A 26,630-nucleotide genomic window follows, 5' to 3' on the forward strand; every position below is an offset into this window, starting at 1 on the left:
TACCGTGATCGAGTGGCGTCCGAACCCCATCAGCTGCCAGCCGTCCACGAGGCGTACCTGCCCCGCGAGCACGCGCTGCACCGTCCGCGGCACGGCAAGCGGCAGCTCACAGCGCTGATCTGCGCGCTGCTGTTCTTCACCACGCCCACAATGCTGTGGGTGTTCGGGGTGCGCCCGACCGAGATCGAGAACCACAAGCTCGCGGGTTTCCCCAGCATCGGAGACGGCTTCGGCTTCTTCACCGGCCTGCCGACGTGGGCTGTCGACCAGCTGTCCTTCCGCGCGAGCGCCATCAACGCGGCCGACGGCGTCAGCCAAGCGATCTTCGGCGAGGACGCGCCGCTCGACCAGGGCTCGTCGTCCGACTCCGGCCCCATCCCCGCGCCGCCGCTGCAGCAGCCGGGCGCGCCCAACCAGGGTCCGGCCGCGCCGAGCCTGCCGGGCAGCAACCAGGCCGGCTACCGCAAGGTCGTGCAGGGCCTCGACGGCTGGCTGTACTACGGCTACGACGCCGAGTCGAAGTGCACGCCCACGCAGGACATCGACACGACGCTGAAGAAGGTCAACGAGCTGCGCACCGCTGTCGAGGCGTCCGGGCGCAAGTTCATCTTCGTGGTGACGCCGGACAAGACGACGATGGTGCCCCAGTTCCTGCCCGACAGCTTCCCGGGCAAGGAGTGCTCGCAGGCGGCCGCGCCGAACGACTGGTACAAGATGACCACCGTCGGCCACTCGCTGGACCTGCGCCCGGCGCTCGCCGCGTCCGCCGCCCGCGTGGGCCACCCGATCTACGCCCCCAACGACACGCACTGGCGTGACGAAGGCGGCCTCGTCCTCACGCGGACCCTCGCCGAGACCGTGCAGCCCGGCGTGACCACGAGCTGGCTGTCCACTCCGGACGGTGTGTACGACGCCGTCGCCGACCTGCCGCTGCTGATCGGCAAGTCGGGCACCAAGTCGAACACGCAGTACAGCCTGAAGCCCGACGGCGTCACCGACCGCGCGGCGGGTTTCCTCGCCAACATCGACCAGCCCGTGCACCACAACTCGCCCCCGCTGGTGGGCACGATCGCCAAGCCCACGCTCATCTACGGCGACTCCTTCAGCCTCGCGTCCTCGCGCTACCTCTCCGCGGCTTTCACGAACCTGACCTACCTCGCCTACTCAACCGACAAAACGCCCCAGGCACAGGCGGTCAACGAGTTCGTGAACTCGCAGGTGGTCGTCCTGCAGGCCGTGGAACGCAACGTCGCGGGCGGCCTGGTGCCGTTCACGGACGACGGCTTCATCAACGCGGTGAAGACGGCGATGGCCGCGCACCCCGTCGGGTAGGTCAGACGGCCACGGGTGTCCGCTCGGCCGGAGCGGTCACGCGGACGCCGGTGCGGCGGTCGCGAGCCCAGGAGATGGCGCGGCAGATCAGGTAGATCAAGAACGAGATGGCCGTGACGAAGGCGCTCACCGGTTTGCCCGGGGCCAGCGACAGGATGATGCCGCCCAGGGCCGCGACCTCCGCGAAGATCACCGACAGCACCGTCGCGCGCAACGGGCTCGCCGTGACGCGGGCGGCGGCCGCGGCGGGCGTCACCATCAGGGCGACCACCAGCAGCGACCCGACGATCTGCACGCTCAGCGCCGTCGCGACACCGACGAGCAGGGAGAACACCACCGTCAGCGTCTTCACCGGCACGCCGCGCGCCACGGCGACGTTGCGGTCGACGCTGGCGAACAGCAGGGGCCGGTAGACGCACGCCAGCACGGCCAGCACGGCGACGGCCGAGATCACGAGTGACGTCAGGTTCGTCGAGTCCACAGTGATGATCTGGCCCGTGAGAATGCCGAACTTGTTGGCCGACCGTCCCTTGTAGAACGACAGCAGCAACACGCCCATGCCGAGGCCGAAGGACAGGATCACACCGATCACGGAGTCGCGGTCGGCGTCGCGGGTGCCGAGGATGCCCAGCAGCAGGGCGGCGGCCACCGCGCCGAGAAGCGCCCCGTACTCGACGCCGACGCCGATCAGCAGCGCGCCCGCTGCGCCGGTGAAGGCCAGCTCAGACGTGCCGTGCACCGCGAAGGACATGCGGCGCATCACGATCAGCGGCCCGAGGATGCCGGCGAGCAGCCCGAGCACGGCGGCCGCGATGAGCGCCGTCTGCACGCCGTCCAGCTCGGTGATCAGCTCCCACGTCTTGGCGAAGTCGAACATGCCGTCCAAGGCTCAGCCCACTGCTTCCTGCTCGTGGTGGTGCGGTTGGTCTTCGCACAGGGAGCTCTGCGAACCCGCGATGTGGATCTGCCCGCCGACGCGCAGCACCTCGACGCGGGTGCCGTACAGCTCGGACAGCGTCTCGGAGTTCATCACCTCGTCGGGCTTGCCGACGCGGAACGAGCCGTTGACCAGGTACAACACGCGGTCGACGAACTGCAGCACCGGGTTGATCTCGTGCGTCACGAACAGCACGGCCGTGTCCGCCGTGCGCCGGCGCCGGTCGATCAGCTCGCTGACCGCGCGCTGGTGCGCGAGGTCGAGCGAAAGGAGCGGTTCGTCGCACAGCAATACGGACGGGTCACCGACCAGCGACTGCGCCACCCGGAGGCGTTGCTGCTCACCGCCGGAAAGCCGCCCGATCGGCTGCTTCGCGTACGCCGTGCCACCGACGGCCTCGATCGCCTCCGCGACGCGACGCCGGCGGTCGCGCATGCCGAACACGCCGGTCCCCCAGCGGTGCCCGTCGAGGCCCAGCCCCACGAGGTCGACGCCACGCAGGGTCAGGCCGTCGTCGATCGCGCGCTGCTGCGGGATGTAGCCGACCTTGCGGTTGGCGCCGCCCGGGCGGCCGCCGGCGATCTCGACGCTGCCGGCCGAGAGGCTCTGCATGCCGAGCAACGCCTTGAGCAGGCTGCTCTTGCCGGACCCGTTAGGACCGAGGATCGCGAGGAACTCGCCCTGCTCGACGTCGAGGTCGAGCCCGGACCAGAGGGTGCGGCTGCCGAACGCCAGGCCCGCCCCGCGGACGCGAACCGCGGGGCGAACCGTCGAGAGCGCGGCGGACATCAGCTGTTCAGAGCCCCGGACAGCGAGTCCACTTCCTTGGTCATCCAGTCAATGTAACCCGTGACGTCGGCAGGCAGCGTCTCGGCTACGTCGACCACGGCGACGTTCGACGCCTTCGCATCCGACACCACCTGCTGGGTCAGCGGGGTAACCGTCTGGACGTTGTTGATCAGGGCCTTGACCTGCTTGTTCTTGATGAGCTGGGTGAAGTCGTTGACGGCCGTGGCGGGCACGTCGGTCTCGTTCTCGACCGCGTCGGAGAAGGCCTTCGGCGTCGCGTCGGTGATCTTCGCGGTCTCGAGCAGGTAGTGCGCCACGGGCTCGGTCACCACGACCTTGGTGCCCGGGTGCGCGGCGCCGACGGCTTCCGTCTTCTTGACCAACGCGTCGACCTGGCCCTTGAACGCCTTGGCGTTGTCGTCGAAGGTCTGCTTCGACGCCGGCTGGATCGCGCTGAGCGCCGAGGCGACCTGGTCGGCCACCTTCTCCACGCCCGGCAGGTCGAACCAGACGTGCTCGTTCTCGTCGCCGGTCGCGGCGATGTCGTAGGCCACGAGCTTCTTCGCGCCGTCCGCCTGGTCGGCCAGCTTGCCGAAGAAGTCGTCGTAGCCGCCGCCGTTGGCGAGCGTGAGCTGCGCGTTCTTGGCCGCCAGCGCGTCGTCGGCCGTGGACTCGTACGAGTGCGGGTCGGCCGTCGGGTCGTGGATGATCGACTTGACAGCCACCTTGTCACCGCCGACGGCCGTGACGACGCTGCCCCACACGTCCGTCGCCGCGACGACGTTGATCTGGCCCGTCGTGGAACCAGAGCCGGAACCGGTGCCGGAGCCCGAGTCGGTGCTGGAGCACGCGCTGAGCGCGAACACGGTCAGAGCCGAAGCGGCGGCGAGCACGCCGCGGGCGCGGCGGGTACTCAGGCGGGAACTCATCGAAGACTCTCCTGGGTCGAACCGATCAGCTAATGGAAATCGTTGTCAGATTCACTTTACCCCATCCGAATGACAGTGCCCGCTCCACCGGGTGGCAGAAGGCCCGTCCGTCACTCAGCGGATCGAGACACTCACCACAGGGGTGTCGCTTCTGGAAAACGATCTGAACCGTTACGGTTTGCGGATGGGCCGTCCTATTCGCACCCGGAGGCAGGCGACATTGGCGTCGCTGGCGGCGGAGCTCGGGGTGTCCAGGACCACCGTGTCCAACGCGTACAACCGCCCCGACCAGCTGTCTCCCGAACTTCGCCGGCGCATCCTCGAGACCGCCCGCCGCCTCGGTTACCCCGGCCCGGACCCGGTAGCGCGTTCGCTGCGCACGCGCAAGGCCGGCGCCGTCGGGCTGCTGCTCACCGAGAACCTGTCGTACGCGTTCCGTGACCCGGCGGCGGTCGGTGTGCTCGAAGGCCTCGCCCTCGCCTGCGAGGACGCCGGGGTCGGCCTGCACCTGGTGCCCGCGAGCCCCGGCCGCGAAGACGTCGCCGCCGTACACCGCGCCGGCGTCGACGGATTTGTCGTCTACTCCGTACCCGACGACGACCCGCACTTGGCCGCGGTGCTGGAGCGGCCCGTCCCCACGGTGATCATCGACCAGCCGCGCATCGAAGGCGTGGACCGCGTCGGCCCCGACGACGCGGCCGCCGTCACGCGCCTGGCCGAGCACCTCGTTTCGCTCGGCCACCGGCAGGTCGGCGTGCTGTGCATGCGCCTGGCGCGCGAGCGCAACGACGACTTCGTGACCGCGCAGCGCCAGAGCAGCGCCCATTTCCACGTGCAGCGCATCCGCCTCGAAGCCCTGGCCACGGCGTTCTCTGCGGCCGGCGTTGATTGGGCCACCGTGCCCGTAGTCGAGCGCTTCGACCACACCGTCGACGACGGCGCTACCGGCGCCCGCCAGCTGCTCGACGCGTACCCGCAGGTCACGGCCGTGATCTGCACGTCGGACATCCTCGCGCTCGGCGCGCTGGCCGAAGCCGAGCGACGGGGCCTGCGCGTGCCGCTCGACCTCACCGTGACCGGCTTCGACGGCATCGCCGAGGCCGAGCGCCTCGGGCTCACCACCGTGCACCAGCCCGTGCTCGAGAAGGGCAAGGTCGCGGGGCGGCTGCTGCTCGGCTCGGCCGAGCGTGTGGGCCCGAAGGTGATCACGCTGCCCACCGAGCTGCGGCTCGGGCGCACGTCGGCGCCGCCGCGGACCGTCGAGGAGCCGTGGTTCGGGGGCTGACCTCCGGCAGCAGGGGGAATGCCCCTGTTTTCCGGTGACTTCGGACCTATCCCGTTGTAACGGGCGCTCCGGACGGGTTCCATGGGAGGGACCGCCCGCATAGTCGGGGAAGCGTGGCCGAAAGGTGACCATGACCTCCATCGACGTTCTTCTCAAGCGCAACGAGGAACTCGGCAACGTCGTGCCGGGCGACCGCTCCTCGCCCAAGCCTTCACTGCACGTGGCCATCCTGACCTGCATGGACGCGCGCGTGCGCGTGTTCGAGATCTTCGGCCTCATCCAAGGTGAGTCCCACGTGCTGCGCAACGCGGGCGGCGTGGTCACCGACGACATGATCCGTTCCCTCGCCCTCAGCCAGCGCAAGCTCGGCACGCGCGAGGTCCTGATCGTGCAGCACACCAACTGCGGCCTCTCGACCGTGACCGAGGACGACTTCAAGGACGAGCTCGAACAGGCCACGGGCCTGCGGCCGACCTGGTCGGTGGAGGCGTTCCGCAATGTCGAGGACAGCGTGCGCGTGTCGATGGAGCGCGTGCGCCGCAGCGACTTCCTGCCGCACACCGACAACGTGCGCGGATTCGTCTACGACGTGAAGACCGGGAGCCTGACCGAGGTCGTCTGAGCCGCGTCGGTTTCAATGGTCGGCGTGGCTGTGGACGCGGACGTTCTGATCGACTGGTTCGACACACACGGGCGAGACCTGCCGTGGCGGGAGCCGGAGTGCTCCGCGTGGGGCGTGCTGGTGAGCGAGATCATGCTGCAGCAGACGCCGGTCGCGCGCGTGCAGCCGATCTGGCTCGAGTGGATGGCGCGCTGGCCCGTGCCCTCGGCGCTGGCCGCGGAGACCACCGGCGAGGTCGTGCGCGCGTGGGGCAAGCTCGGTTACCCGCGCCGCGCCCTGCGGCTGCACGCGGCGGCCACGGTGATCGCGGCCGAGCACGGCGACGTCGTGCCGTCCGATGTGGACACCCTGCTCGCGCTGCCCGGCATCGGCGCGTACACGGCGCGGGCCGTGGCGGCCTTCGCCTACGGCAAGCGGGCGCCGGTCGTCGACACGAACGTGCGGCGCGTGGTCGCGCGGGCGGTGCACGGCGCCGGCGACGCGGGTCCGGCGTCGAACACGCGCGACATGGCCGACGTCGAGGCGCTGCTGCCGGGCGAAGACGCGCCGGCGGCGAAGCTGTCGGCCGCGTTGATGGAACTGGGCGCGCTGATCTGCACCGCGCGTGCACCGCGCTGCGCCGACTGCCCAGTGTTCGACATCTGCTCGTGGCAGCACAACGGCCGGCCGGAGTACGCGGGGCCGGCCAAGCCCGTGCAGAAGTTCGCGGGCACCGACCGGCAGGTGCGCGGCCTGCTGCTCGACGTGCTGCGCGGCAGCGAGGGGCCCGTCGAGAAGGCGCGGCTGGACATCGTGTGGCACGAGGCCGGGCAGCGCGACCGGTGCCTCGATTCGTTGCTGGTCGACGGCCTGCTGGAGCAGACGGACAGCGGGCTGTTCGCACTGCCGGGTGAGCACTGACGGACTGGTTCTCACGGGGTACGACGAAAGTCGGCAAAAAGTTGTCATGAGCTCCGTGGCGGGTTAGCTTTCCCCCGACGTTCTCTGTTCCGGCGGAGGAGATTCACATGGGGGAAGCCACTCGCCGTGCCGTGCTCAAGGGCGGGCTCACGGTCACCGCGGCGGGCGCGTTCGGCCTGTTCGCGACACGGACGGCGACGGCGGTGACCGCGCCGCAGATCCACCCGACGCACGCGTGGAACGCGCGGCCCGCGACGGGCGCGATCGTGGTGGAGAACCACAAGCCGACCTACATCGTGGTGCACCACACCGTCGATCCGGGCAACAACACCGACTATTCGCTGGCCCACGCGTTGCAGATCTCGCGCGACATCCAGAACTTCCACATGGACACCCGCGGCTGGATCGACACGGGCCAGCAGTTCACGAACAGCCGCGGCGGCTACGTGACGGAAGGCCGGCACCGCAGCCTCGAGATCCTGCGCGGCGGCAAGCAGCACGTGCAGGGCGCGAATGTCGGCAACCACAACAGCGAATGCCTCGGGATCGAGAACGAGGGCCTGTACAGCACGGTCGACGTGCCGGTGGCGTTGTGGAATTCACTGGTCTCGCTGGTCGCCTACATCGCCGACCAATACGGGATTTCGCCGAGTTTCATCAAGGGCCACCGGGATTTCAACTCCACGGAGTGCTGCGGGCAGGTGCTCTACGACCGGCTTCCGGAGCTGCGGACGGCCGTTTCCCGGGTGCTCGGTGTCGCGGCTTCGCGGGCGGAGGTGCCGGAGTGGCCGTTGCTGAAGCCCGGCGACGTTGGGCCTCGCGTGCTTACAGCACAACGATTCTTGCGCGCTTCGGGTTACGGCGTGCCGACCGATGGTGTGTTTGGACAGTCCACAACAGACGCCGTGACTGTTCTGGCGTCCTCTCACGGGCTGCCCCGCGACAGCTGCACGGCGGCGCGGGCGGCGGACGAGTCGGGGTTCCTCGGCTCGGACGTGTGGCCGCTCATCGTGCCGCCGGGGAAGTCCGCCGCCGCGTGGCGGGTGGAACTCGCCCACTGACCCCGGCGGGTCACGCGGTCCGGCGAGGGCGGTCCGCGTGACCCGCCGGCTTGCTCAGAGTCCGGCGAGGAACGCTTCCACCGCACCACGGTAGATTTCCGGTGCCTCGACGTGGGGCAGGTGTGCCGAGCCGAGGATGACGAGGTGTTTCGCGCCCGGCACCCGTTCGGCGACCTGTGCTTGCTGTCCGGCCGGCATGGCCGTGTGCTCGCCTTCGACGAGGAGCAGGGGGCATTCCATCGAGTCCACAATGGACCAGTAGTCGCGGCGGCCCCATTCGGCGGCGATCTCGTAGAGGTTTGCCAGGTTCGCGATCAGGTGGTAGCCGTCTTCGCGTTCCTCGACGCATTCGGTGAAGTAGTCGCCCGCGGTGCCGAAGAACTCGCGGACGTGGGCGAGTGATTCGAACGGCACCGGCCAGCTGTCGAAGTAGCCGCGCCAGGTCTCGACGGTGCGGCCGCGCTGGTCGGGCGCGAAGTCCTCGCTCACGACCGCGCGTACCAGCTCCGGATACTTGGCCGCCGTCGCCCAGGCGTGGAGGCCGCCCATGGAATGGCCGATCAGCACGGACGGGCCAATCTCGCCCAGGACCTCGGCGATGTCCTCGGCGAACTGCTCCGTGGTCCACGGTCCGGTGTGCGGCGCGCGGCCGTGACCGCGGGCGTCGAGGGCGTGGACGGAGCCGTAGGGCTTGAGCCACTGGGCGACCGGCCACCACGTGCGGGCGCGGCCCATCAAGCCGTGCAGCAGGAGCACCGACATGCCCGTGGTGTCGTCGCCGCCGAAGTGGATCAGCCCAGGTCGCATGGAGACTCCTGCCGTTTCGTCCGGTAGCCAATCACACCCGAACAGGCACATGTGGCGAAGCCACTCCTTTGAGGGTGGTGGCGGGGAGGACGGTTGGAAATAGGGTGAAACGATGCGCAGCCACCGAACCGCCGTCTTCGCCCTCGCCGGTGTGCTCGCGCTCTCCGCGTGCAGTGCGGACAATCCGGACACCGCGCCACTGCATCCGTCCGCTGGGGCGCGCGGCGCCGGCGATCCGTACTACCCCGAAGACGGCAACGGCGGTTACGACGCGCTCGACTACCACGTCGACGTCGGCTACGACCCCGCGAGCGGCCACCTCGACGGCGACACGACCGTGACGGCGAAGGCCACGCAGGACCTCAGCCGGTTCAACCTGGACCTGCGGGGGCTCGACGTCGCATCGGTCGAGGTCGACGGGAAACCGGCGAAGTTCAGCCGGGAGAAGGACTTCGAGCTGGTGATCACGCCGCCGCAGCCGTTGCGGGCGGGCTCGACCTATCGCACGCGCGTGCGGTACTCCGGCGACCCGTCGAACACCGAGCACGACGGTGGCAGCGAGACCGGCTGGAGCCGCTCGTCCGACGGCGGCGCGTTCATGGTGGGCGAGCCGCATTCGGCGGCGTTCTGGTACCCGGTGAACGAAACCCCGCGTGACAAGGCGACGTTCAGCGTGACCGCGCACGTGCCGGACGGCTGGACGGTGATTTCCAACGGCCGTGAGCAGGGCAGTTCTTCGGCCGGCGGCAAGACGACCACGACGTGGACCGAGCCGAACCCGGTCGCCAGCTACCTCACGACGATCGCGATCGACAAGTTCACGGTGAAGCGCTCTTCGCTGCCCGACGGCACGCCCGTGGTGTCGGCGTACGCGCCGGGCGCCGAGTCGCTCGAGGCCAGCGGCGACCGGCTGCCCGACATCCTGGGGTTCCTGAGCAGCAAGTTCGGCCCGTACCCGCAGAGCGCCGCCGGCGGCATCTACCTCGCGGAGGACATCCACTTCTCACTGGAGACGCAGACGCGCCCGACGTACGCGAAGTGGGCCGACATCCTCACCCTCGTCCACGAGAACGCCCACCAGTGGTTCGGCGACTCCGTGTCGCTCGACTCGTGGTCGGACGTCTGCCTCAACGAGTGCTTCGCGTCGTACGCCCAGTGGCTCTGGTCCGAACGCGAGGGCCAAAACCTCGACGATCGCTACCGCGCGGCCCTCGAAATCACCCACGCCAGCACGGACTTCTGGAACCGCAAACTCGTCGACCCAGGCCCCGGCCACGAGTTCGAAGCCGTGTACGACAAGGGCATCCTCGCCCTGCACGCCCTGCGCCGCCGCATGGGCGACGGCCCGTTCTCCACCCTGCTGCGCGACTGGCCCGCCGAGCACCGCCACGCCAACGCCACGTGGGCCGACTTCACGAAACTCGTGAACCACCTGGCGGGCCAGGACCTGAGCCCCTTCCTGGACGACTGGTTCCGCACGGCGAAACTCCCGTCGGACGAGGATCTCTACCCGGGCACACTCCACCCGTGAGCTGGGCTTTTGTCTCGCGCCGACCATGACCGCCCGCCCGCCACGCTGCGGCCCCGAGCGTCGCCGGCGCGGACTATCCCGCGCCGACCACAACCACTAACCCTGCCGCCCCTGAGCCGAGGCGCCCAGTAGCGACCTGGTCAGCGCGTTGCGCGCGTCAGTCATCTCCGCCAGCGCACCGCCCAACTCGGCATCGCCGACGACAGCCTCGGCGTCAGGGTTGGTGGTGAGGCTGCGCAGCGTCGCGCGGCGGAGGAGTTCCTTCACGAACGACGCCGTGACTCCCTCGGTCGCCTCGACGATCGGGGCGAGGTCGGCCGTCACCTTGAGGCCGCGGGAGTACAGCTCGAGCAGCGCGGCGCGGCCGGCGGCGTCGGGCAGCGGGATCTCGACGGCGAGGTCGACCCGGCCCGGCCGGTCGGCCAGCGCTTTCTCCAGGTCGCCGGCGCGGTTGGTGGTGAGGAGGAAGGTGACGTCGGCGTCTCCGCCGACGCCGTCCATGGCGTCGAGCAGGCTGAACAGCAATGGCGTGCCGCCGCGGGAGTGGTCGCGGTCCTCGGCGATGAGGTCGACGTCCTCCAGCACGACGACGCTGGGCTGCAGCCGGCGCGCGAGCGTCGCGGCCTTCGAGACGAAGCGCATCGCCGAGCCGGTGAGGATGACGACCGTGCTGCCGGGCAGCCGTCCCATCAGGTAGCGGACGGTGTGCGTCTTCCCGGTGCCCGGCGGGCCGTGCAGCAGCACGCCGCGCTTGAGGTGCTGTCCGGCCGCCAGCAGGCGTTCGCCGTGTTCCGCGATGCCGAGTGTGTGCCGCTCGACCGCGTCGAGCACACCTTCGGGCAGCACCACCTCTTCCGGACCGATCGCGGGCCGGGGCAGGAAGGTGAGCAGCTCGTTGCCGCGGTGCTCGCTCACGCCGAACGCCAGCACGTGGCCGCGCAACACGTCGTGCTCCGCGATCAGCTGCTCGATGCGGTCGCGCGTGGCCGTCGCCGCGGCGCGCTCCCCGGCGATCACCTCCAGGCGGCAGTACATCTGCCCGTACTGCTGGTTCGTCCCCCGCACGCCGACGATCACCGGCGTCCCGTCGGGCGCGGCCGTCCCCACCAGCCCCAGCTGCACGACCTCCCCCGCCGCGTCGGGCCCGATCGTCGCGGTCGTGTAGTCGACGGCCCCCAGCTCGTACAACTGGTGGTTCCGCGCGGCGAACAGCATGCCCACCAGGTCCTCGTGGCCACGCTGCCCGCCCGCGATCCCGAACCAGTCCGTCTGCACACCGCGCTCGGCGAGGTACGCGTCGACGCCCGCCTGGATGTTGGCGTGCTCCCAGTCCTCGTAGTTGCGCGTCACCACCAGCGCCTGCGTCAGCGCCACCCCGAGGTGCCCGGTGACGCGGTCGATCAGCTCGTTGGCCTGCCGCGAGCCGACCGCGTCGGCCGTGGCTTTGATGATGCGCTGCAGGTCGCGTGCGAGTGCTTCGTGATCTTCCCCCATGTACCCCAGAGTGGCATGAATCACCCAGTCAGGCCACCGACGTCAGGTACCGCGAGTAGTCCGGCAGATCGAAGCCGTTCAGCACCGCGAGCATCGAGCCGAACAGCAGGCGCTCCGGCAGGTGCGGCAGAAGACGCATGCCCACCTGCTGCAGGCGAACGCCAAGGGCGCTCGAAGGCGACCCGGCGCGCGCGTTGGTGCGGCCCATCTTCTGGTTCGCCAGGACCCACGGCCGGAGGCGGTTCTCGTATGCAGCCAATGCAGCTGGGACATCCGGCGCGGCCGCGAGCTCGCCGGCCAGGACGTAGCCGCCGACCAGGGCCAGGCTGGTGCCTTGGCCGGACGAGGGTGAGGCGCAGAAGGCGGCGTCACCGAGCAAGCCGACGCGGCCGCGGGACCACGACGGGAGGTGGACCTGGCTGACGGAGTCGAAGTAGAAGTCGGCAGCGTCGTCGAGTTGCGACACCAGCTCAGCGGCCTCCCAGCCCAAGCCCGACAGCCGGGAGCGCACCAAAGACTTCTGCCAGCCGATGTCCCGGTAGTCGTGGTGGAGGTCGTCGGCATGGAACGACGCGAAGGCCATGAAAGCCTGGTTCGAGTTGATCGTGCGGACGCCGATGCTGCGGCCCGGCGCGTTGTGCACCAGCGACCAGTTCTCCAGACCCAGGTGGTTGCGTGCGGTCCAAAACGCCAGGTAGCGGCCCAGGTGCCGCAACGGCACGTCGCCGAACAGCAGAGAGCGCACCCCCGAGTGGAGGCCGTCGGCGCCGATCACGGCGTCGAAGACCCGGCAGCCGCCGGATTCGAAAGTGACGTGGACGCCGTCGGACTGCTCGTCGAGCAAGACAATCCGGTCGCCGTAGAGGTACTCGTTGTCCGTCGCCTCCCGAAGGACGCGAGCGATGTCCCCGCGGAGGATTTCGATTTCCGCGATCGGGCCGTCGCCGCCGAACTGGTCGACGGTGAGGGTGGCCCGACGGCGGCCCGAGGCGTCGACGAGGGACAGGCCACCCGTGTCGGTGCAGGCGGCGCGGATTTGCTCCAGCAGGCCCATTCGATCCGCGGCGACTTTCCCCACGCCGCGCAGGTCCACGGCCTGCCCACCCGGCCGCGGCGCGGGCGCGCGTTCGACCAACGTCGCCTCGATGCCGTAGCGGTGCAGCCAGAACGCCAGCGCCGGGCCGGCGATGCTCGCCCCCGAGATCAGAACCCGCATGGTGTGCGCCCATCCCACGAATGCCTACCCAAACATGATAGCCACAACTATTTGACAGTTACTACCACTTTCTCCCACGGAAGACGGAAGTAGGCTGGAGCCATGGCAGTGGTGAAGATCAACGCGATCGAGGTCCCCGAAGGCGCCGGCCCCGAGCTGGAGAAGCGGTTCGCCGCGCGGCTGCACGCCGTCGACAGCCAGGCCGGGTTCCTCGGCTTCGAGCTCCTCCGCCCGGTTTCCGGCGAGACGCGCTACTTCGTTTACACGAAGTGGGAGTCGGAGGAGCACTACCAGGCGTGGGCGGCCGGCCCCGCGCGCGAGGCCCACGCGGGCGAGCGCGCGAAGCCGGTGTCGTCGGGTGCGAGCCTGCTCGAGTTCGAGGTCGTCCAGGCTTCGAAGCCGGGTGAGTGACGACCTCGCCCGAGCGGCCGAACTGATCCACGGTGCCGGCGCGCTGCTCGTGTGCGCCGGCGCCGGGATGGGCGTCGATTCCGGCCTGCCCGATTTCCGCGGCGACGAGGGCTTTTGGCGCGCGTACCCGCGATACGCCGGGCTCGGCCTCAGCTTCGAGGAGCTGGCCGACCCGCGGCACTTCGCCGACGACCCCGAGCTGGCCTGGGGGTTCTACGGCCACCGGCTCGACCTCTACCGGAAGACGGTGCCGCACCGGGGTTTCGAGCTGCTGCGCGAATGGGGCGACCGGAAGCCCGGCGGGCTCCGCGTCTTCACGTCCAATGTGGACGGCCAGTTCCAGGTCGCGGGCTTCGGCCACGTCGCCGAGGCCCACGGGTCCATCCACCACCTGCAGTGCCTCGACGGCTGCACGGACGACATCTGGCCGGCCACCGACATCCACGTCGACCTCGACGAAACGACCATGCGCGCCCGCCCGCCCCTGCCGAGCTGCCCGCGCTGCGGCGGCCTCGCCCGGCCCAACATCCTGATGTTCGGCGACTTCGAGTGGGTCCCGACGCGCAGCCAGGCCCAGCTCGACGAGCTCACCGCGTGGCGCCGCGGCCGGCGCGACCTCACCGTGGTCGAGCTCGGCGCGGGCCAGGCCGTGCCGACCGTCCGCCGCTACGCCGAGCTGGCGAGCGCCGCGACGGGCGCGCTCGTTCGCATCAACCCGCGCGAGCCGCAGATCCGCCACGGCCGCGGCGTGTCGATCGCGGCCGGCGCGCTGCAGTCGTTGCTCAAGCTTGCCTGAGGTGCAGCAAAGGGAACGGCCGGCCCTCGGAGTCCGTCGCCGAGCGGCCGGCGATCACGAACCCGTGGTGCAGGTAAAACCCGAGCGCCTGCGAGTTCTGCTCGTTGACGTCGAGCGTCAGCGATGGAGACGCCGACAAAGCCGCCTGCAACAGTGCGGACCCGACCCCCTCGCCGCGGTGATCGGCGTGCACGAACAGCATTTCCAAGCTCCCGGAAGCGATCCCGGAAAACCCTGCGGCAACACCGTCCACAGTGGCCACGGTCAGCTCCACCCGCGGGAAGTATCCGGGCACCCGCGAAGCGTAGAACGAAACGTCGGCGGCGGTCAGGAAATCGTGCGTCGCCTTGACCGCACTGCGCCAGATCGCCAGCAGCTCCGGGTATTCGTCCGGGCCCGAGACCGGACGCAGCGAGATCGTCACGGCAACCGCACCTGGGCGTACACAGCGCGGTGGTCGGTTCCGGGCACGTCGAAAACCCGGTAGTCCTCGACGGCCGCACGCTTGTCCACCAGCACGTGGTCCAGCGTAACGAGCGGCGTGGCATCAGCGGGCCACGTGGGCTGCAGGCCGTCGCCGCGTTCGTCGGCGGCGTCGTGGTAGCCGCGCGACAGCACGGTGGCCAGGGCCGCGTGGTCGAGGGTCGCGTTGAAGTCGCCGGCCAGGATGCGCAGGCCGTGCTCGCCGGCGGCGCGCGAAAGGTCCTTCGTCTCGCGTTCCCACTGGTCGACGCCCGTGTCCGGCGACTGCGGGTGCACCGCGACGAGCTCCACCACCGTGCCGCCGCCGAGGTCGGCTTCCGCGCTGGGCTGCTTCGCGGTGGAATCGCCCGTGTAGTTCTCCTCGGTGAGCGGGTAGCGCGACACGATGCCCGACCCGTCCGCGCCCGGCGCCGCGTGCAGCACCCGGTAGGGCAGCAGGCCGAACAGCCCCGCCTTGTCCAAAGCGGACACTTCGGCCGACGTCATCTCCAAGAGGTTCAGCACGTCGACCCGGTTGTCGCGCACCAGCTTCACGATCGCGGCAGCGTCGGCCCGGCCGAGGTACAGGTTCGCCGACATCACGCGCAGCGATTTCCCCGCCACGGCCGGTTGCTCGTCGGCCATCACGCGCGGCGCCACGAACACGGCCAGCAGGATCGCCAGCGCCAGCGCGATTCCACCGATCCACCACCGGCGCAGTACCAGCGAAACACCGCCCAGCAGCGCTCCGTACACGACCGCGTACGGGGTGAGCGCGAGCAGCACGAGTGTGTACCAGCCGCCGTCGTACCCGACCGTGCGCAGCGCCGCGATCGCCAGCAGGGGCACGCCGAACAGCAGCAAAACGCCCGTGACCAGCTGGTTCCGTGGCCGCGCCCGCACCTGGTCGTTGATCACCATGGGCCGAGTATGCCGACTCCGGCCGGGCAAGCGCGCCCCGGACACCGCACCTCCACAACACCTCCGCAACTCCTGACAGCGGAAGACAGGTCCGCGACAGGCGCTGTCAGCGTGCTGTGCGCGCCCTGACAGGCCGGCCGTCCACTGTGTTGCTCGGAGGGCGACAGCAGGAGGAGGACCACATGTCGTTTGCGATCAAGGCCGAGGGCCTGGTCAAGCAGTTCGGGGAGACCAAGGCGCTGGACGGGGTGGATCTGGAGGTCCCGTTCGGCAAGGTGGTGGGGGTGCTCGGGCCCAACGGCGCGGGCAAGACGACGGCCGTGCGCATCCTGGCCACACTCATCAAGCCCGACGCCGGGCACGCCACGGTCGGGGGTTTCGACGTGGTGCAGGACCCGGTGCGGGTGCGCTCGCTGATCGGGCTCACCGGCCAGTACGCGTCCGTCGACGAAGACCTCAACGGCATCGAGAACCTGGTGCTGATCGGCCGGCTGCTCGACCTGTCGCGGGCCGACGCGAAGGCCCGGGCGAAGGAGCTGCTGGAGCGCTTCGAGCTGTCCGACGCCGCCAAGCGCCCGATCCGCACCTACTCCGGCGGCATGCGCCGGCGGATCGACCTCGCCGCGAGCCTCGTCGGGCGGCCCGAGGTGCTCTACCTCGACGAGCCCACCACCGGGCTCGACCCGCACGCCCGCAACGAGGTGTGGGCCGTGGTCCGCGGCCTCGTCGCCGACGGCGCGACGGTGCTGCTCACCACGCAGTACCTGGAGGAAGCCGACCAGCTGGCCGACAAGATCACCGTGTTCGACCACGGCCACGTGGTCGCCGACGGCCGCGCCGACGAGCTCAAGCGCCGCGTCGGCGGCCAGACGCTGCAGGTGCGCCCGACGTCGCTCGCCGACCTCGACGCCGTCGCCCGCATCCTGGGCGAGATCACCGGCGTCCGGCCGACGCGTGACAACGACACGGGCCTGCTCACCGCGCCGGTTTCCGACCCTGTGCTGCTGTCCACGCTCGTGCGCAAGCTCGACGAGGCCGGCATCACCTCCGACGAGCTCGCGCTGCGGCTGCCGAGCCTCGACGAGGTGTTCCTGGCCCTGACCGGCCGCTCCGCCGAACCGACCACTGCCGACGCCCAGCTCGAAGGGAGCCTCGCGTGACCACGCTCGCGCTCGATCCGCCCCGCCGCATCAGCCCGGTGAAAGGCACGCAGCACGCACTTTCCCTGGCCTGGCGCGGAATCCTGAAGATCCGCAAGAACCCGGAGCAGCTGGCCGATGTGACGCTGATGCCGATCATCTTCCTGCTGATGTTCACCTACCTGTTCGGCAACGCGCTGGGCGGGTCCATCTCGAACTACCTGCAGAGCCTGGTGCCCGGCCTGGTCGTGATGAACATCCTGCAAGCCAGCCTGACCGTGGGCGTGCAGCTGAACACCGACGTCACCAAGGGCGTGTTCGACCGGTTCCGCAGCATGCCGATCGCGCGCTCGGCGCCGTTGGTCGGCGCGGTGCTGGCGGACCTCGTGCGCTACGTCGTGTGCCTGGCCGTGCTGATGGTCGTCGCGACGGTGATGGGCTACCGCATCGAGACGGGGCCGATGCAGTTCCTGGCCGCGATCCTGCTGGTGCTGGCGTTCGGGCTGTGCTTCTGCTGGGGCTCGGTGTTCGTCGGGATGCTGATGAAGTCGCCGGGTGCCGCGCAGGGCCTGATGTTCGTGTTCATCATGCCGCTCACCTTCGGCAGCAACGTGTTCGTCTCCACCGCCACGATGCCGGGGTGGCTGCGGGCCTGGGCGGACATCAGCCCGGTGAGCCTGATGGCCAACGCGTTGCGGGGCTTGATGAACGGCGGCGCGGTCGCCGGACCGCTCGGCGGGGCGCTGGCGTGGATGGTCGGGGCCGTGGTGGTGTGCTTCCCGCTCGCGACCTGGGCCTACCGCCGCCGGGTCTGAGCGACTGTCGAAAAAGGACCACAACAGAAGATGGGGGCACTCGGTCCCCTTCACCGCGGGGGTGGTGGAGGGGACCGAGCTCGTCAGAAGCCGGCTTCCTCGGCGAGCCAGGCAATTCCATCGGCTCGATCCATCGCGCGAGTGTCCGCGACGATCTCCGCGTAACGATCCGCGCCCAGCTTCTCCTCGAGCCCGGCGATCAGCGCGAGCACTTCCGGGCTCCCGAGGTCGAACTCGCCGCGGATCAACGCGGTCAGCGCCAACGCGCGCGCCGCCGTCTCGAAGTGACCCTGCTTGTAGCGGATCTCCGCGAAGACTTCCACGATCCTCGCCACGTCGGGCATGTCGACGCGCTCCACAGTAGAGCGGATGGCGGCCGCGGCGTGCGGCGCGGCTTCGTCCGGTTTATCCGCCGCCAACGCGATCCTGGCGTTGACCATGCCGAACCACTCGTCCTCGAAGTTGCCGGGGAACGGCCAATCGTCCCGGCTTCGCGAGATGTGCTCGCCGACGGTCCGCGCCTCGTCGAGCCGGCCCTCGCGGATCAGCAGTTCCAGCCGACCGAACGCGAGGATCAGGCTCAGCTGCCGGATCCCGCTGTTCTCGGCATAGCGTTCTGCCGCGGTCAGCTCGCGCCACGCGCCTGCGTAATCGCCACTGCGCGAGCGTTCCACGGCGAGCCGCCACCACTGCTGGATGACGTCGTCGTGCGACCGGAGCTCCATCGCCAGCCGCAGGCCTTCGGTGTATGCCGCGATGGCCCCGGCGTGGTCACCGCGCTGGGACAGGCTGGCGGCGCGGAAGCTGAACGTCATCGCCAGGCCCCAGCGGTCGCCGATCTCGAGGAAACCGGCGTGGGCTTGCTCGCGGGCGCGGGCGGAACCCTCCAGGTCGCCCTCGTCGGCGAGCAGGAAGCTCCCGGCAGCCCGGCCCCACGCGTCGTCACCGTCGATGGCGCGCTGGATCTCCCGGCGGGCGACGTCGCGGTGGCCGCTGAGGAACGCGACCATCGGCACCGCGAGCGCGAGCCACGGATTGCCCTTCACCGCGCCCGTGCGCACGCACTCCTCGATCAGGTCAGCGGCGTCCGCCAGCGCCTGCGGTCCGGTCATCATGTGCATCATCAGCTGACTCAGCCGCAGGCTGGCGGATACGTCCGGCGCCAGGCGGTCGCCGAAGGCGAGCACGTCGACCACGAAGCGCTCCGCGCGTTCGCTCTGGCCCAGGATCGACAGGTACCAGAACATGCCGTAGAGCAGGCGGCCGGCGGAATCCACGTCCTCGGACTCGATGGCGGCGCGCAGTGCCGCAGTGAGGTTGTCGTTCTCGTGCTCGAAAACCGCGATCGCGGCGAGCTGCTCGCGGGTGCGCAGGAGGGGCTCGGTGCGTTCGACGAGGTCGACGAGGTAGCGCACCATGGCCGCGGACAGCCGCTCGGTCTCCCCCGACGCGGTGAGCCGCTCGGTGGCGTACACCCGCAGCGTCTCCAGCATGCGGTACCGCCCGCCGACGGTGTCCACAATGGATTTCTCGACGAGGGAACCCAGCACGTACACCACGTCTTCGGCGGGCAGGAGCTCGCCGTCGGCGCAGACGGCGGTCACGGCGTCCTCGTCGAACGTCGCCGCGAACACGGCCAGCCGCCGCGCCAGGGCGAGCTCCGCGTCGGTGAGCAGGTCCCAGCTCCACTCCACGACGGCGCGCAGTGTGCGTTGCCGCGGCAGAGCCGTGCGACTGCCGGAGGTGAGCAGGCGGAAGCGGTCGTCGAGGCGTTCGGCGATGCTCGTGACGGGCATCGAACGCAGGCGCGCCGCCGCCAGCTCCAGCGCCAGCGGCATGCCGTCGAGACGGCGGCAGATCTGCGTCACGGCGTCCACTGTGGACTCGTCGAGCGTGAAGTCCGGCCGCACGGCGATGGCGCGGTCGAGGAACAGGCGCGCGGAGTCGAGCGCACCCACCTCGCCCGGCGGCGTCGACTCGGCCGGCACGGGCAGCGGGCCGAGCGGGCACAGCGCCTCGCCGGTGATGGCGAGCGGTTCGCGGCTGGTGGCCAGGATGCGCAGCGCCGGCACGCGGCGCAGCAGGTCGTCGGCCAGCTGCGCGGCGACCTCGACCACGTGCTCGCAGTTGTCCAGCACCAGCAGGGTTTCCCCGCCGCTCAGCGCCTCGACGGCGTGCTCGAACAGGTCGATCGGCTTGCGCAGCACCTCGGTTTCGGTGGCGCGCATGTCGCGGATCCCCAACGCGGTGAGCAGCGCGCCGAGCACATCGTCGGCGTCGCGGACACCGGCGAGCGGCACGAACCACACGCGCCCGGGCCCGTGCACCGGGTGGCGCGCCGCGGCCTCGGTCGCCAGGCGCGTCTTGCCCGCACCGCCCGGGCCGACGAGCGTGACGAGCCGGGAGCCGTCGAGCAGCTCCGACAGCTGTTTGAGCTCGTCGCCGCGGCCGACGAAGCTCGTGAGGCGCACCGGCAGCCGGTCGGTGACCGTCGCGGCGGGCGCGAGCTCGCCGCGCAACGCCTGCAGGTGGATCTCCTGCAGCTCGGCCGACGGGTCCACGCCCAGCTCGTCGGCCAGCGTCGCGCGGATCGTGCCGTACGCGGCGAGCGCGTCGGCCTGCCGCCCGGCCGAGCACAGCGCGCGGATGCGCAGTCCGGCGAGCCGTTCACGCAACGGGTGGGCCTCGGCGGCCGCGGTGAGGTCGGCGAGCACGTCGGCGTGGCGGCCCAGGCGCAGCTCGGCGTCGAAGCGATCCTCGGCGGCCTCCGTGCGCAGCTCCTCCAGCCGCGTCGCGGGCGCGGCGGCGAACGGCGCGTCGAGCACGTCCGCCAGCGCGGCGCCGTGCCAGAGGTCCAGAGCAGTGCGCAGCAGCTCGGCCGCGCGCGAGTCGCGGCTCGCCGAAAGCTCCCGGCGGCCCTCGGCCGCGAGCCGCTCGAACCGGTGCGCGTCGACGGTGTCCGCGGCCAGCGCGAGCCGGTAGCCGCCGGCGCCGGACTCCAGCTCGGCCCCGGCCGGCCGCAGCGCGCGGCGCAGGCGCGAGACCAGCGACTGCAGCGCGTTGGCGGCGTCGGCGGGCGGCTCGGTGCCCCACAGGCCGTCGATGAGCACCTCGGCCGGCACCGCGCGGCCGGCGTCGAGCGCGAGCCGGGCCAAGAGCATGCGAAGGCGCGCACCGCCGATGTCCACCGGGGTGCCGTCGTCGCAGGCCGCCCGCAGCGGACCCAGTAGCGCCACGCGCATGGCACCAGCTTTCCAGACGGATGCTGAGGACGGGTCCGAACGGCCGCAGGGGAACCGACGGAAGTGTGGACTTTCAGGACAAAACACCACCAGTCGCCATCAACGGCCCTTCACGGCGATACGTTGCAAACGGTTTCCCGAGCAGCAGACAGGAGCGTTTATGAGACTGCAGCACCGCTGGCGTCGCCCGGCAGTGACGGTCGTCGCCACGCTGGCCGCGCTGAGCCTGGGCGGCGGCATCGCCTCCGCAGGGCAGGACGGGTACGGCTGGGGCACCCCGGGTGCCGACGGAGCGGGCGACAGCTACTACCCGCAAGACGGCAACGGCGGCTACGACGTCGCCGACTACAACCTCGCCGTGACCTACGCGCCGGACAGCCACCAGCTCACCGGCGTGCAGACGATCAGCGCGCGGGCCACCCAGACGCTGAGCTCGTTCAACCTCGACCTCAACGGCCTCACCGTCGACTCGGTGAAGGTCAACGGCCTGAAGGCCAAGTTCACCCGCAGCGGCGACCACGAGCTCACGATCACCCCGCTGCTCCCGCTGTTGCGCGGCCTGCCGTTCCGCACCGTGATCAGCTACCACGGCGTGCCGGCCCCGATCAGCGACCCGTTGCTGGGCAACAACGGCTGGCAGTACGCCAAGAACGGCGGCGCGTTCGCCGCCGGAGAGCCGAAGTCGGCCAGCACCTGGTACCCGGTGAACGACACCCCCCTGGACAAGGCGACCTTCCACCTCGCCATCACCGTCCCCGACGAGTGGGGTGTGATCGCGAACGGCCGTGAGCTGGGCACGCACAAGACGGCGAAGGGCACCACGCACGTGTGGGCCGAGACCACGCCCGCCGTGCCGTACATGACCACGGTCGCCATCGACAAGTGGACGTTCGACAAGCGCAAGCGCAAGGACGGCACGCCGATCGTCAGCGCGTTCGCGCCCGGCACGCCCGATTCGACCAAGCAGGCCGACGCGCGGCTACCGGAGATCCTCGACTTCCTGGAGTCGAAGTTCGGCAAGTACCCCGTGGACGCCGCCGGCGGCATCTACCTGGCCGAGCCCATCGGGTTCTCGCTGGAGACCATGAGCCGGCCGATCTACTCGGGCCGCGCGGGCAACGTCGACACGATCGTCCACGAGAACGCCCACCAGTGGTACGGCGACACCGTGGCCGTGGACCACTGGAAGGACGTCTGCCTCAACGAGTGCTTCGCCTCCTACGCCGAATGGCTGTGGGACGAGGCCAAGAACGGCGTGAACCTCGACGACCAGTACCGGCAGCAGGTCGCCACCGCGTCCGACCGGTTCTGGAACGGCAAGCTCTACGACATGGGCCCGGGCAACGAGTTCACCTACGTGTACTCCAAGGGCCCGGTCGCGCTGCACGCCCTGAGCAAGTACATGGGCGAGGCCGCGTTCGACAAGGTGCTCAAGACGTGGAACTCGTTGCACCGCAACGGCAACGCGAGCATGCAGGAGTTCCAGAAGTACTGCGAGTCCGTGTCGCACAAGGACCTGCAGGGCTTCTTCGACGCCTGGATCTACGGCTCGGGCAAGCCGGCTGATCAGTACCTGTACCCGGGCGACCTGAAGCCCGCTGCTTGATCTGTACCTTTCGTGAAGGCCTCCCCGGTCTGCCCGGGGAGGCCTTCACTGCTTCGCGAGGGGAGTTTCGGCATGACTGTGTTGCTCACGGGGTTCGCGCCGTTCGGCGGCTCGGCCACGAATCCCTCGTGGCAGGCGGCGCGGCTGGTGGCCGCGCGGCGGGACGACGTGGTCGCTGTGGAACTGCCGGTGGAGTTCGGCGCGTCGTTGCCGGCCTTGCGTGCGGCGATCGAGCAGCACCGGCCGAGTCTCGTGGTGTGTGCGGGAGAAGCGGGTGGGCGCAGCGCGGTGACGCCGGAGCGAGTGGCGATCAACCTGATCGACGCGCGGATTCCCGACAACGCCGGCGACCGGCCCGTCGACGTGCCGGTGATCGCGGACGGCCCGACGGCCTACTTCACCACGTTGCCGGTCAAGGCGGCGGTGGCGGCGATCCAGGCGAAGGGCGTGCCGGCGGCGGTGTCGCACACGGCGGGAACCTATGTGTGCAACCAGGTCTTCTACGGCCTGATGCACTTGCTCGCGAACGACTTCCCCACGCTCCGGGGCGGATTCGTCCACGTGCCGCCGACACCGGAGCAGGTCGGGGCGGGTAGTCCGTCACTCGACGTGCAGCAGTCGGCGGAAGCGTTGGACGCCGTGATCACGACCGCGCTGACCACCGCGGACGACCTCGATGTCAGCGCCGGAACGTTGAACTGAGCCTCGGGAACGGCGCCTCCCGGTCCACCCGGAGCCGGTCGTAGAAGTCGGTGAACTCCACAGCCGTCTTCGCGTGCCGCGCGACCACCGACGCCACGGATTCCGGCAGCGGCAGCTCCCCGGCGGCCGCGCGCCGGACCGCGGCCACCCGCTCGGCCCGGTCCCAGGTGCCGCATACCTCCGTGACCAGCCACTGCGTCAAGTACATGGCCAAGTACGCGGAATCGTGCTCGAGGGTGAGCTCGGCGAACGCGCGCTCCTCGGCACTCAGGTCGAACCGCGTGGCGAAGGCGAGTCCGAAGTCGGTCAGGTAGACCCGCTCGCCGTCGGTGAGGAAGTTGCCGAAGTGGGTGTCGAAGTGCAGCACGCCTTGGGCCTTCAGGAAAGCAGCCGTCTCGAACAACTGCTGTTCGACGCGCTCGGCCTGGTCGAGTTGCGCGGGCAGCCAGGCGTGCAGCGTCGTCGGGAAGTACTCGCAGAACAGCACCACGCTCGCTTCGGCAGCCTCCAGCTCCTCCAGCCGCCGGCGCACGGCCGAAGAACCGCCCCAGTACTCGACGTCCTCTTCGAGCGGACGATCGGGAACCCGGTTGGCGCGCAGTGGCAGCACACGCCAGTGGTGCAGCAGCGGGAAGTACTCGCACTCACCGCCGAGCACCCAGCCGGTGGCCATGACGTGCAGCGCCAGCTCCCGCCACGCCGAGCCCTCCGGCGAGCCGAGGCCGTAGTGGCAGAACACCGGCAGGTCGTAGAGATTGGCCGTGGAGTGCGGATGCCGGAGTTCGAGCTCCGTCAGCGGCACCCGTTTCGCGAACACCGGCGTGCCGTCGACGTCGAGCCGCACGCCCGTGCCGCCGATGCCTTCGGACACGACCTCGGCGTCCGCGAGCCGTTCGGTGAGCTGCCGGTCGCTCAGCAGCGCCAGCGCCGTGGACACGCGCAGGTGGTTCGTGAGTCGTGAGTCCCCCATGGACTCGACGATACGGAGAAGGGCGGCTCCCCGTGGGGAACCGCCCTTCTCACCTCGTCAAGCGATCAGTCGTTCTCGGTGTCGTGCTCCGAGGCGCCGATGCTGACCGGCGGCGCGTCCGGAACCGAGGACGGGCGCTTCTCACCGCGGAAGGTGAAGTGCGCTTCGTCGTCGCGGTCCTCGGGGTTGCCGCTCCAGCCCTCGACGTCGACCAGGATGATCTGACCGGCCTCGATCTCGCCGAAGAGGATCTTCTCCGACAGCTGGTCCTCGATCTCGCGCTGGATCGTGCGACGCAGGGGCCGCGCGCCGAGCACGGGGTCGAAGCCCCGCTTGGCCAAGAGGGCCTTGGCCTTCTCGGTCAGCTCGATCTCCATGTCCTTGGCCTTGAGCTGCTTCTCCACCCGCCCGATCATCAGGTCGACCATCATGATGATCTGTTCCTGCGTGAGCTGGTGGAAGACGATGATGTCGTCGATCCGGTTCAGGAACTCGGGCCGGAAATGCTTCTTCATCTCCTCGTTGACCTTCTGCTTCATCTTCTCGTAGCGGTTGGTGATGTCCGCTCCGGAAGAGAAGCCGAGGCTCACGGACTTGGAGATGTCCGAGGTGCCCAGGTTCGAGGTGAAGATCAGGACCGTGTTCTTGAAGTCGACCGTGCGACCCTGGCCGTCGGTGAGGCGGCCGTCTTCGAGCACCTGCAGGAGCGTGTTGTAGATCTCCTGGTGCGCCTTCTCGATCTCGTCGAAGAGCACCACCGAGAACGGCTTGCGCCGCACCTTCTCGGTCAGCTGCCCGCCCTCTTCGTAGCCGACGTAGCCCGGAGGGGCACCGAAGAGCCGCGAAGCGGTGTAGCGGTCGTGGAACTCACCCATGTCGATCTGGATGAGCGCGTCGTCCTCGCCGAACAGGAAGGCCGCCAGCGCCTTGGAGAGCTCGGTCTTACCGACACCGGACGGGCCGGCGAAGATGAACGAGCCCGACGGGCGCTTCGGGTCCTTCAGACCGGCACGCGTACGGCGGATCGCCTGGGAGACGGCCTTGACCGCGTCCTCCTGGCCGATGATGCGCTTGTGGAGCTCGTCCTCCATGCGCAGCAGCCGGGTGGTCTCCTCCTCGGTGAGCTTGAACACCGGAATGCCGGTCCAGTTGGCCAGCACCTCCGCGATCTGCTCGTCGTCCACCTCGGCGACGACGTCGAGGTCGCCGTCCTTCCACTGCTTCTCGCGCTCGCCCTTCTGGCCGAGGAGGGTCTTCTCCTCGTCACGCAGGCGCGCGGCCCGCTCGAAGTCCTGCGCGTCGATCGCGGACTCCTTGTCGCGGCGGACGTCGGCGATCTTCTCGTCGAACTCGCGCAGGTCCGGCGGCGCGGTCATGCGGCGGATGCGCATGCGGGCGCCGGCCTCGTCGATGAGGTCGATGGCCTTGTCCGGCAGGAATCGGTCGTTGATGTAGCGGTCGGCCAGCGTGGCGGCCGCGACCAGCGCCGAGTCGGTGATCGAGACGCGGTGGTGCGCCTCGTACCGGTCGCGCAGGCCCTTGAGGATCTCGATCGTGTGCTCGAGCGACGGCTCGCCGACCTGGATCGGCTGGAAGCGGCGCTCCAGCGCGGCGTCCTTCTCGATGTACTTGCGGTACTCCTCGAGCGTGGTCGCACCGATCGTCTGCAGCTCACCGCGGGCCAGCATCGGCTTCAGGATCGAAGCCGCGTCGATGGCACCCTCGGCGGCACCCGCGCCGACGAGCGTGTGGAGTTCGTCGATGAACAGGATGATGTCACCGCGGGTCTTGATCTCCTTGAGCACCTTCTTCAGGCGCTCTTCGAAGTCACCGCGGTAGCGGGAGCCGGCGACCAGAGAGCCCAGGTCCAGCGTGTAGAGCTGCTTGTCCTTGAGCGTCTCGGGCACCTCGCCCTTGACGATGCTCTGGGCAAGGCCCTCGACGACGGCCGTCTTGCCGACGCCCGGCTCGCCGATGAGCACCGGGTTGTTCTTGGTGCGGCGGGACAGCACCTGCATGACCCGCTCGATCTCCTTGCCGCGCCCGATGACCGGGTCGAGCTTGCCCTCGCGGGCGAGCACGGTCATGTTGCGGCCGAACTGGTCGAGCACCAGCGACGACGACGGGGTGCCCTCGCCGCGGCCCGAGCCGCTCTCGGTGGACTTCTCGCCGGTCTGGTAACCCGACAGAAGCTGCAGCACCTGCTGGCGCACCCGGTTGAGGTCCGCGCCGAGCTTGACGAGCACCTGTGCGGCGACGCCCTCACCCTCGCGGATCAGGCCGAGCAGGATGTGCTCGGTACCGATGTAGTTGTGGCCGAGCTGCAGCGCTTCGCGCAGCGACAGCTCAAGCACCTTCTTGGCCCGCGGCGTGAACGGGATGTGCCCGCTCGGCGCCTGCTGACCCTGGCCGATGATCTCTTCGACCTGCTGGCGCACTCCCTCGAGGGCAATGCCCAGCGACTCGAGCGCCTTGGCGGCGACACCCTCACCCTCGTGGATCAGACCCAGGAGGATGTGCTCGGTGCCGATGTAGTTGTGGTTGAGCATCCGGGCCTCTTCTTGGGCCAGGACGACCACCCGCCTCGCGCGGTCGGTGAACCTCTCAAACATGCGCACTCCCTCGACTGCTGCGTCGGCGGCCCGTTGCCGGCGCGGATTCAC

At 69.8% G+C, this 26,630-nt stretch carries 23 protein-coding genes; 12 read left to right on the plus strand and 11 right to left on the minus strand.

Features of this window, described 5'->3' with window-relative positions; genetic code table 11:
• The first annotated feature begins 12 nt into the window (after window positions 1–12).
• Window positions 13–1,332 (plus strand): hypothetical protein, encoded by a 1,320-nt coding sequence (locus AB0H62_RS35845; RefSeq protein WP_220244772.1) that lies wholly within the window; start codon window positions 13–15, stop codon window positions 1,330–1,332.
• A gap of 1 nt (window position 1,333) precedes the next feature.
• Here AB0H62_RS35845 and AB0H62_RS35850 read toward each other — a convergent pair whose 3' ends face one another.
• The 3 genes from AB0H62_RS35850 to AB0H62_RS35860 are packed head-to-tail and all read right to left on the minus strand — an operon-like array spanning window position 1,334 to window position 3,975.
• Window positions 1,334–2,218, minus strand: coding sequence for a metal ABC transporter permease (locus tag AB0H62_RS35850; protein WP_220244773.1), 885 nt, complete (start codon window positions 2,216–2,218; stop codon window positions 1,334–1,336).
• 3 nt (window positions 2,219–2,221) lie between these two features.
• Window positions 2,222–3,058 carry a metal ABC transporter ATP-binding protein gene (locus AB0H62_RS35855; RefSeq protein ID WP_220244774.1) on the minus strand — a complete coding sequence of 279 codons (837 nt, stop codon included), beginning with the start codon at window positions 3,056–3,058 and terminating at the stop codon, window positions 2,222–2,224.
• The gene (locus AB0H62_RS35860; protein ID WP_220247204.1) at window positions 3,058–3,975 is read right to left on the minus strand and encodes a zinc ABC transporter substrate-binding protein; all 918 of its coding nucleotides are present in this window, start codon (window positions 3,973–3,975) and stop codon (window positions 3,058–3,060) included. Before AB0H62_RS35860 ends, AB0H62_RS35855 begins: the two co-directional genes overlap by 1 nt.
• Window positions 3,976–4,171: 196 nt before the next feature.
• On the opposite strand from AB0H62_RS35860, the gene AB0H62_RS35865 reads away from it, so the two are divergent.
• From AB0H62_RS35865 to AB0H62_RS35880, 4 genes are all read left to right on the plus strand, one after another.
• Window positions 4,172–5,272, plus strand: a complete 1,101-nt coding sequence (locus AB0H62_RS35865; RefSeq protein WP_220244775.1) for a LacI family DNA-binding transcriptional regulator — start codon at window positions 4,172–4,174, stop codon at window positions 5,270–5,272.
• 130 nt (window positions 5,273–5,402) lie between these two features.
• The gene (locus tag AB0H62_RS35870) at window positions 5,403–5,894 is read left to right on the plus strand and encodes a carbonic anhydrase (protein WP_220244776.1); all 492 of its coding nucleotides are present in this window, start codon (window positions 5,403–5,405) and stop codon (window positions 5,892–5,894) included.
• Window positions 5,895–5,918: 24 nt separating this feature from the next.
• Complete coding sequence (locus AB0H62_RS35875; RefSeq protein WP_304504316.1) at window positions 5,919–6,794, plus strand: A/G-specific adenine glycosylase; 876 nt, start codon at window positions 5,919–5,921, stop codon at window positions 6,792–6,794.
• A gap of 107 nt (window positions 6,795–6,901) precedes the next feature.
• Window positions 6,902–7,855 carry an N-acetylmuramoyl-L-alanine amidase gene (locus tag AB0H62_RS35880; RefSeq protein WP_220244778.1) on the plus strand — a complete coding sequence of 318 codons (954 nt, stop codon included), beginning with the start codon at window positions 6,902–6,904 and terminating at the stop codon, window positions 7,853–7,855.
• 54 nt (window positions 7,856–7,909) lie between these two features.
• On the opposite strand, the gene AB0H62_RS35885 is transcribed toward AB0H62_RS35880, so the two are convergent.
• Entirely contained in the window at window positions 7,910–8,662 is a 753-nt protein-coding gene (locus AB0H62_RS35885) for an alpha/beta hydrolase (RefSeq protein ID WP_220244779.1), read from the minus strand.
• 112 nt (window positions 8,663–8,774) lie between these two features.
• Between AB0H62_RS35885 and AB0H62_RS35890 the strand changes: the two genes are divergently transcribed.
• Complete coding sequence (locus tag AB0H62_RS35890) at window positions 8,775–10,193, plus strand: M1 family metallopeptidase (RefSeq protein WP_360591024.1); 1,419 nt, start codon at window positions 8,775–8,777, stop codon at window positions 10,191–10,193.
• 96 nt (window positions 10,194–10,289) lie between these two features.
• Here AB0H62_RS35890 and AB0H62_RS35895 read toward each other — a convergent pair whose 3' ends face one another.
• Both AB0H62_RS35895 and AB0H62_RS35900 read right to left on the minus strand, forming a co-directional pair.
• Window positions 10,290–11,687: an ATP-binding protein gene (locus AB0H62_RS35895; RefSeq protein ID WP_360591026.1), complete on the minus strand. Its 1,398-nt coding sequence runs from the start codon at window positions 11,685–11,687 to the stop codon at window positions 10,290–10,292.
• Between the two features lie 28 nt (window positions 11,688–11,715).
• A complete protein-coding gene (locus AB0H62_RS35900) occupies window positions 11,716–12,903 on the minus strand; it encodes an FAD-dependent monooxygenase (protein ID WP_360591028.1) in 1,188 nt (395 codons plus the stop codon).
• Between the two features lie 102 nt (window positions 12,904–13,005).
• On the opposite strand from AB0H62_RS35900, the gene AB0H62_RS35905 reads away from it, so the two are divergent.
• Window positions 13,006–13,314: an antibiotic biosynthesis monooxygenase gene (locus tag AB0H62_RS35905; RefSeq protein ID WP_220244783.1), complete on the plus strand. Its 309-nt coding sequence runs from the start codon at window positions 13,006–13,008 to the stop codon at window positions 13,312–13,314.
• Complete coding sequence (locus AB0H62_RS35910) at window positions 13,307–14,110, plus strand: Sir2 family NAD-dependent protein deacetylase (RefSeq protein WP_360591031.1); 804 nt, start codon at window positions 13,307–13,309, stop codon at window positions 14,108–14,110. The genes AB0H62_RS35905 and AB0H62_RS35910 overlap by 8 nt, the downstream gene beginning before the upstream one ends.
• Here the strand turns inward: AB0H62_RS35910 and AB0H62_RS35915 are convergent.
• Together AB0H62_RS35915 and AB0H62_RS35920 are read right to left on the minus strand one after the other, a co-directional pair.
• Entirely contained in the window at window positions 14,097–14,534 is a 438-nt protein-coding gene (locus AB0H62_RS35915; RefSeq protein WP_360591033.1) for an acetyltransferase, read from the minus strand. The two genes, AB0H62_RS35910 and AB0H62_RS35915, sit on opposite strands and share 14 nt — an antisense overlap.
• Window positions 14,531–15,493, minus strand: coding sequence for an endonuclease/exonuclease/phosphatase family protein (locus AB0H62_RS35920; protein ID WP_360591035.1), 963 nt, complete (start codon window positions 15,491–15,493; stop codon window positions 14,531–14,533). Before AB0H62_RS35920 ends, AB0H62_RS35915 begins: the two co-directional genes overlap by 4 nt.
• Window positions 15,494–15,675: 182 nt before the next feature.
• Here AB0H62_RS35920 and AB0H62_RS35925 point away from each other — a divergent pair, with 182 nt between their 5' ends.
• Window positions 15,676–16,653, plus strand: coding sequence for an ATP-binding cassette domain-containing protein (locus AB0H62_RS35925; RefSeq protein ID WP_220244786.1), 978 nt, complete (start codon window positions 15,676–15,678; stop codon window positions 16,651–16,653).
• Window positions 16,650–17,447, plus strand: a complete 798-nt coding sequence (locus AB0H62_RS35930; RefSeq protein WP_360591037.1) for an ABC transporter permease — start codon at window positions 16,650–16,652, stop codon at window positions 17,445–17,447. The genes AB0H62_RS35925 and AB0H62_RS35930 overlap by 4 nt, the downstream gene beginning before the upstream one ends.
• Before the next feature lie 83 nt (window positions 17,448–17,530).
• On the opposite strand, the gene AB0H62_RS35935 is transcribed toward AB0H62_RS35930, so the two are convergent.
• On the minus strand, window positions 17,531–20,689 hold the full coding sequence (locus AB0H62_RS35935) for a BTAD domain-containing putative transcriptional regulator (protein ID WP_360591039.1): 3,159 nt from the start codon (window positions 20,687–20,689) through the stop codon (window positions 17,531–17,533).
• A gap of 160 nt (window positions 20,690–20,849) precedes the next feature.
• On the opposite strand from AB0H62_RS35935, the gene AB0H62_RS35940 reads away from it, so the two are divergent.
• Both AB0H62_RS35940 and pcp read left to right on the plus strand, forming a co-directional pair.
• Window positions 20,850–22,295, plus strand: coding sequence for a M1 family metallopeptidase (locus AB0H62_RS35940; RefSeq protein WP_220244789.1), 1,446 nt, complete (start codon window positions 20,850–20,852; stop codon window positions 22,293–22,295).
• A 72-nt stretch (window positions 22,296–22,367) separates the two neighbouring features.
• Window positions 22,368–22,997: a pyroglutamyl-peptidase I gene (gene pcp / locus AB0H62_RS35945; RefSeq protein ID WP_360591041.1), complete on the plus strand. Its 630-nt coding sequence runs from the start codon at window positions 22,368–22,370 to the stop codon at window positions 22,995–22,997.
• On the opposite strand, the gene AB0H62_RS35950 is transcribed toward pcp, so the two are convergent.
• Both AB0H62_RS35950 and AB0H62_RS35955 read right to left on the minus strand, forming a co-directional pair.
• The gene (locus AB0H62_RS35950; protein WP_220244791.1) at window positions 22,975–23,967 is read right to left on the minus strand and encodes a hypothetical protein; all 993 of its coding nucleotides are present in this window, start codon (window positions 23,965–23,967) and stop codon (window positions 22,975–22,977) included. The genes pcp and AB0H62_RS35950 overlap by 23 nt on opposite strands.
• A gap of 65 nt (window positions 23,968–24,032) precedes the next feature.
• Complete coding sequence (locus AB0H62_RS35955; RefSeq protein WP_220244792.1) at window positions 24,033–26,579, minus strand: ATP-dependent Clp protease ATP-binding subunit; 2,547 nt, start codon at window positions 26,577–26,579, stop codon at window positions 24,033–24,035.
• Window positions 26,580–26,630 lie beyond the last annotated feature (51 nt).

The organism is Amycolatopsis sp. NPDC050768 (assembly GCF_040654155.1).
Taxonomy (GTDB): Bacteria; Actinomycetota; Actinomycetes; order Mycobacteriales; family Pseudonocardiaceae; genus Amycolatopsis.

What these genes read in the sequence shown, in the direction of transcription:
- AB0H62_RS35940 (WP_220244789.1), top strand. Translation starts at nt 20,850, where the DNA reads ATGAGACTGCAGCACCGCTGGCGTCGCCCGGCAGTGACGGTCGTCGCC.
- AB0H62_RS35855 (WP_220244774.1), bottom strand. Translation starts at nt 3,058, where the DNA reads ATGTCCGCCGCGCTCTCGACGGTTCGCCCCGCGGTTCGCGTCCGCGGG.
- AB0H62_RS35870 (WP_220244776.1), top strand. Translation starts at nt 5,403, where the DNA reads ATGACCTCCATCGACGTTCTTCTCAAGCGCAACGAGGAACTCGGCAAC.
- AB0H62_RS35955 (WP_220244792.1), bottom strand. Translation starts at nt 26,579, where the DNA reads ATGTTTGAGAGGTTCACCGACCGCGCGAGGCGGGTGGTCGTCCTGGCC.
- AB0H62_RS35905 (WP_220244783.1), top strand. Translation starts at nt 13,006, where the DNA reads ATGGCAGTGGTGAAGATCAACGCGATCGAGGTCCCCGAAGGCGCCGGC.
- AB0H62_RS35950 (WP_220244791.1), bottom strand. Translation starts at nt 23,967, where the DNA reads ATGGGGGACTCACGACTCACGAACCACCTGCGCGTGTCCACGGCGCTG.
- AB0H62_RS35925 (WP_220244786.1), top strand. Translation starts at nt 15,676, where the DNA reads ATGTCGTTTGCGATCAAGGCCGAGGGCCTGGTCAAGCAGTTCGGGGAG.
- AB0H62_RS35900 (WP_360591028.1), bottom strand. Translation starts at nt 12,903, where the DNA reads ATGCGGGTTCTGATCTCGGGGGCGAGCATCGCCGGCCCGGCGCTGGCG.
- AB0H62_RS35865 (WP_220244775.1), top strand. Translation starts at nt 4,172, where the DNA reads ATGGGCCGTCCTATTCGCACCCGGAGGCAGGCGACATTGGCGTCGCTG.
- AB0H62_RS35920 (WP_360591035.1), bottom strand. Translation starts at nt 15,493, where the DNA reads ATGGTGATCAACGACCAGGTGCGGGCGCGGCCACGGAACCAGCTGGTC.
- AB0H62_RS35885 (WP_220244779.1), bottom strand. Translation starts at nt 8,662, where the DNA reads ATGCGACCTGGGCTGATCCACTTCGGCGGCGACGACACCACGGGCATG.
- AB0H62_RS35880 (WP_220244778.1), top strand. Translation starts at nt 6,902, where the DNA reads ATGGGGGAAGCCACTCGCCGTGCCGTGCTCAAGGGCGGGCTCACGGTC.
- AB0H62_RS35895 (WP_360591026.1), bottom strand. Translation starts at nt 11,687, where the DNA reads ATGGGGGAAGATCACGAAGCACTCGCACGCGACCTGCAGCGCATCATC.
- pcp (WP_360591041.1), top strand. Translation starts at nt 22,368, where the DNA reads ATGACTGTGTTGCTCACGGGGTTCGCGCCGTTCGGCGGCTCGGCCACG.
- AB0H62_RS35935 (WP_360591039.1), bottom strand. Translation starts at nt 20,689, where the DNA reads ATGCGCGTGGCGCTACTGGGTCCGCTGCGGGCGGCCTGCGACGACGGC.
- AB0H62_RS35890 (WP_360591024.1), top strand. Translation starts at nt 8,775, where the DNA reads ATGCGCAGCCACCGAACCGCCGTCTTCGCCCTCGCCGGTGTGCTCGCG.